Consider the following 5341-nt stretch of genomic DNA (forward strand, 5'->3'; position numbering starts at 1 on the left):
TAAAGGCTTCCTGATATTTTGTTGCCAAGTCATTATAACCCGGAGCTTTTAGGTACTGTCCTAATTGATTCAGAATCATCAAACTGATACTTCTTTCTCGATCATAATAATCCGGAAGGTCATTTTCAAAAGCATAGGTTAAAAATTCATCCGCACGATCCCCCATCACGTTAGCCATCTCCAATGCACGCTCTTTTTCTCCCACGGCAAACATAAGCCTAACCGTTTCGGGACTTGACTGATCATAAGGTATCGAGATATCTGGCATAACCTCCAAACTTTTTAATAATGCCTTCTTTGCCTCTTGATCTCTTCCTTCTTGTAAAAGCGCATCTGCAAGTGTGTTGAAATTAACCCGTGCAGAGGAAACAAAATTTCGATAATTTTGATCATAATATACCTTTGGATTATTCAGCTGTCTCCAATACGATTTATTCATCATATTATCATACATGATGTCTGTACTTACAAAATCTTTTCCTGGAGAGGGATTCAATACCGGCAAAAGACGATATACATTTCCTTCCTGCACCACATTATTATCCAAATTAAGACCTATTGATCTTAGGGAAGTAAAGTTGAAGTAAATAGGCCTTTCCCAATTATTAGTTCTTAAAAAGTCCAGGAACATAAGATCTTTCTTTTCAAGGCCTCTCCCTTTCAAGTTGATCACCATTTTCTCCTGCAATTGTGGTTTAATCTTTTCCGGAATGATTCCGCTTTTAAGTACAGCAGTGGTATCCACATCCATAAAGAAATCCTTGGCAGGAACAGTTCCAATCATACCATCCTCTACAGGAACCTGTAAGGCAGGATGTTTTTCCTGGATGAGGTTTAAGTATTGATCCAAATTAATTGCCCCTTTCACATTAGGATTTTCAACAAATGGAAGATAATCGTTTGTTCCTTGCTTGTAATCCCCGGGAGAATAGGTAAATGGTAAAGGTTTGGACTCATACGTTTGCCGCCTCATTTGATTGATGTACCAATCAGTATTGAAATAACTCAACACAATCACCCGAACATCGGTACGAAACCCTTCCACTTCCTGTGCATACCAAAGTGGGAAAGTATCGTTGTCTCCTCCCGTAAAAAGGATTGCATTAGGTGCTAAAGAACCTAAGAAATTCTTGGCGGAATCCACCGAAAAATAACGATCTGTACGATCGTGGTTATCCCAACCCTGATAAGCCATTAATCCAGGAGCAATTAAACTCAGTAAAACAGCGATAACTGCAGCAGTATTTCTGGACTTGGTAAAACGATTCAAGAAATAGGCCAGTCCCATCACTCCCAGACCAATCCAAATAGTAAAAGCATAAATAGAGCCAATATAAATGTAATCACGCTCTCTTGGTTCAATTGGAGGAGAGTTCAAGTAAAAGTTCAAAACCAACCCCAACATGGCAAATAAAAGAAATACTACCCAAAATCTCTTTGGATCATTTTTGTATTGGAAAATCATTCCAATTATCCCCAAAATCAAAGGGAGCATGAAGAAATTGTTTCGAGCCTTGTTGGAAGCCATTACCTCAGGCAACTTTTTGAAACCATCCCAAGGAGCAAGCCAGGCCGCATCCTGGATATCACTTTCCCTACCTGCAAAATTCCATAAGAAATATCGCATGTACATGTGCCCCATCTGATGACTAATCATAAAGTGAATATTGTCAAAGAAATTGGGTTCTTCATTCCCCTTAAGGCCTAACAGTTCCTTATAACGTTGCACATGACGGGGGTCATTACTACTGTAAATCCTTGGCAAAATCGTAGATTTCTTTGGGTCATAGGTATAACGAATACGATTTCCAGCCACTTCATATTTTTCCTCCCCTTTTACATAAATAGGGGATTTCTTTTGATCAATCACATCTGCCGTAAAATACTGCCCATACAATAAAGGGCGATCCCCATACTGCTCTCGTTTTAAATAAGAAAGCATCCGCATTACATCTTGAGGACTATTTTCATTAACAGGTGGATCATAATTGGCCCGGATGGCGGTAATGGTATAGGATGTATATCCCAATAAAATGAAAGCTAAAGAGAGCAAAGCAGTGTTTAGTGATACATTCTGTTTCTTTATAGAATAAACAATGCCAGCCACTAATGAGCCTAAAACCAAGAGAATAAGAAAGATAACACCAGAACCAAAAGGGAGTCCTAAAGAGTTGATAAAAAAGATTTCAAAACCAAAAGCCAGTCCCGGAAGTCCTGTAATAATTCCACTCTCAATAAATAAAACAAGAAAAGCTCCAATAATTAAGGTTATTACAACACCTTTAGTTGTGGCTTTATAATTTTTAAAATAAAAAATAAAAGCCATGGCTGGGATAGCCAAAAGATTCATGAATCGAGAACCAAGGGCAATTCCAAGTAAATACGCAATAAGAATCAACCATTTATTAGCTTTACGCTGATCTTCCATCAATTCCCAGCGTAAAATCGCCCAAAAAACGATAGCTGTTAAAAACAGTGAAAAAGAATAAGTTTCAGCCTCTAAGGATTCTGCCCAAAAGGAATCAGCAAAAATGCAGGCTAAAGCACCAATCAATCCACTTCCCATTAAAAGAAGCGTTTGTGAATTAGTTTCTTCCCCTTCTTTTACCTTAAGAATTTTACGGCCTAACATTGTTATTGACCAAAACAAGAAAAGAATGGTAAAACTACTGCTCAGTACACTAATCATGTTGATGGCATGAGCAATTTTTTCCACATTATTCCCCACAAAAAGAGAGAATAACCTTCCCGTTAAAAGGAAAAAGGGTGCACCGGGGGGATGGGGAACTTCCAATTTATAGGAAGTGGCGATATATTCGGCACAATCCCAAAAACTAGCCGTAGGTTCCACTGTTAGCACATAAACCAAAAAGGCTACGGCAAAAGCGAACCAGGCGGTAATGTTATTGATCTTTCTATATGAATTCATAGAGATAAATTTAATTACATTTTAAGAATCAGGAATTATGATCATGAAATTTTATATGGAAATAAATCCTACTCATGTCTAATATCCTAGATGAATAAATCGACGCAAAATAAATATTTCAACTTTATTATCTGGAAAAATTTTAAAAAAGTAAAGAACGAAAGATGAAGAAAGAGGAGTATAAAGCATTCTTTTTCTTAAATAACAATTTCTTTTTCTTACCCTTATTTAGGTGAAAATATTTTTATGAGTAAAAGTAGGAAACTTTAAACTATCATAAGCCAAATGCCATCTTTTTATAAGACAAACGTCTTGTAAGATGAAAGTAGCAAAAGATGTAACCCAAAGAAAGGTGGAGTATTTGGGAAAAGAAAATATTCCCACAAGAATAACCAGCCTTCAAGCCCGCTATTTATTGCCTGGGATACTGGAAGGCCTCAATAGAATTGATTTTACTTTTCTTGATTTTAGAATGAAATTAAAAAGTGAGGATTGAGTTGTTTTCCTTGAATTCCTGACGGCCCTTTCACTTCATTTTAACTTACACCCAATAAATTAATAATGCTGAAAGGATATTCGGTTAATTAGGATTCATTTTAACACAAAAAAGCCCTGATTTTCATCAAGGCTTTTATTCAAAATCTTCTAGTATACTGCTTAATTAAGTTTAAAGATAATTGGAAGTACCATTTTTACCTTTACCGGTCTACCCCTTTGTTTCCCAGGATTCCATTTTTTAGAGTTCTTAATTACACGAACAGCTTCTTCATCTGCCCCTGCACCAATTCCTCTCATTACCTGTACATCAGAAATAGTACCATCTTTATCCACTACGAAAGAAACAAATACTCGACCTTCGATACCCATTCTTCGTGCCTGAGGTGGATATTTCATGGCTTTACCCACATATTTATAGAAAGCAGCAGTTCCACCAGGATATTCCGGTTGATCCTCAACAATAGTAAAAATTTCCTCGGCCTCTTCCTCAACTGGAGCTTCTTCAAAAACAATTTCTTCTACTTCTGTTTCTTCATTTACCTCCACGTCAAGGTTCACCTCAATTTCTTCCTCGATTTCCTCTTCATCTGGAACCTCAATCACCTCTGGCTGCTGAATTACTTTTGGAGGAGGTGGTGGAGGTGGTTGCTCTGTTGGTGGAATTTCTGTTAGTTCTTCAAAATCATCAACAACTGATCCCAAATCCATACCCGGCCCATCATCATAGCTTTTTTTCTCAAAAGCAGTAATCACAAGCAAAAGGCTCACTACAAACCCTATACTTAAGAAGAGCCCTCTTTTACGGGTGAGATCAGCACCCGGGTTCTTTTTTACTTCCATTACACACTAATTATGAATTATCGATATAAACTTCAATACTTTACTTTAATCTAATCCCAAATATACAAAACTATTTCACTTTTCATGCCAGAGTGCTTATATTTTATAAATTAAATAAAATATTCCCAGGCCGAAAAAAGCTCCAAGTGTATTTACCAGTATATCATTTAGTTCTATACTTCTTTCGGACATAACTCCCTGCAATAACTCCAGAATGACACCAAGGGAGGCTGCAAATAACAAAGAATACTTAGCGGAGAAGTAACGTAGTCTTGGGTAAGTATATTGTTTAGTGAAACCAACAATTAACATAAAAGTCAGGATGCAATAAAAGGAGAAATGAGCTACCTTATCAGAATCAATATAAAGAAAGCCTTCCGAAATATCCGGCATATCATTACCTGGGGATAAACTTAACCCAATAATAATAATGATCAATATAAAGGCAAATATATTATGCCGGAAAAACATCCTCTCTTTTTAAGCCTTAAGCTCCCACTACCTCTTTGTATTGCTCCACAGAAAGCAGGGAATCCAATTGGCTCTCATCCTCAATACTAATTTTTATCATCCATCCTTTTCCATAAGGATCACTATTAACCAGTTCAGGCTCTCCTTCTAGCTCCTCATTTACCTCCAAAACTTCACCATTTAAAGGCATAAAAAGGTCCGAAACAGTTTTCACTGCTTCCACCGTTCCAAAAACTTCCCCTTTTTCAATGGTTTCGCCTTCGGTTTCAATTTCCACATAAACGATATCACCAAGCTCCTTTTGAGCAAAATCCGTGATTCCAATATAGGCTTCCTTGCCTTCTACACGAATCCATTCGTGATCTTCTGTGTACTTCAAGTTTTCAGGTAAATTCATGTCTAAAATTTAATATAGTTTTTTTCAAAAATACAGTCTTTCTGCGATTGCAAAAATATTATCGTTTCATGAAAATTAAAAAGTTAATATGAATTTTTAAAATAAGAAACAGACATTGGAGCGGGAATAATAAATTGTGTACTAGAATAATAAGAGCTCCAAAAAAAATCCTCATTCCCAATGGATGAGGATTTTTTTATTTTGAA

At 36.6% G+C, this 5341-nt stretch carries 5 protein-coding genes; 1 reads left to right on the top strand and 4 read right to left on the bottom strand.

The window, feature by feature from the left end:
- A partial coding sequence (locus E1171_RS07870; protein ID WP_155205462.1) for a protein O-mannosyl-transferase family occupies nt 1-2929 on the bottom strand: 2929 nt, incomplete at its 3' end.
- A gap of 319 nt (nt 2930-3248) precedes the next feature.
- Here E1171_RS07870 and E1171_RS07875 point away from each other — a divergent pair.
- On the top strand, nt 3249-3425 hold the full coding sequence (locus E1171_RS07875) for a hypothetical protein (RefSeq protein ID WP_155205463.1): 177 nt from the start codon (nt 3249-3251) through the stop codon (nt 3423-3425).
- Between the two features lie 161 nt (nt 3426-3586).
- On the opposite strand, the gene E1171_RS07880 is transcribed toward E1171_RS07875, so the two are convergent.
- From E1171_RS07880 to gcvH, 3 genes are all read right to left on the bottom strand, one after another.
- On the bottom strand, nt 3587-4267 hold the full coding sequence (locus E1171_RS07880) for an energy transducer TonB (RefSeq protein WP_155205464.1): 681 nt from the start codon (nt 4265-4267) through the stop codon (nt 3587-3589).
- A gap of 96 nt (nt 4268-4363) precedes the next feature.
- The gene (locus E1171_RS07885) at nt 4364-4738 is read right to left on the bottom strand and encodes a VanZ family protein (RefSeq protein ID WP_155205465.1); all 375 of its coding nucleotides are present in this window, start codon (nt 4736-4738) and stop codon (nt 4364-4366) included.
- 16 nt (nt 4739-4754) lie between these two features.
- Nucleotides 4755-5135, bottom strand: coding sequence for a glycine cleavage system protein GcvH (gene gcvH / locus E1171_RS07890; protein WP_155205466.1), 381 nt, complete (start codon nt 5133-5135; stop codon nt 4755-4757).
- Between the last annotated feature and the right edge of the window lie 206 nt (nt 5136-5341).

Origin of the sequence: Xanthovirga aplysinae, from assembly GCF_009711365.1 — a bacterium.
Classification (GTDB): Bacteria; Bacteroidota; Bacteroidia; order Cytophagales; family Cyclobacteriaceae; genus Xanthovirga; species Xanthovirga aplysinae.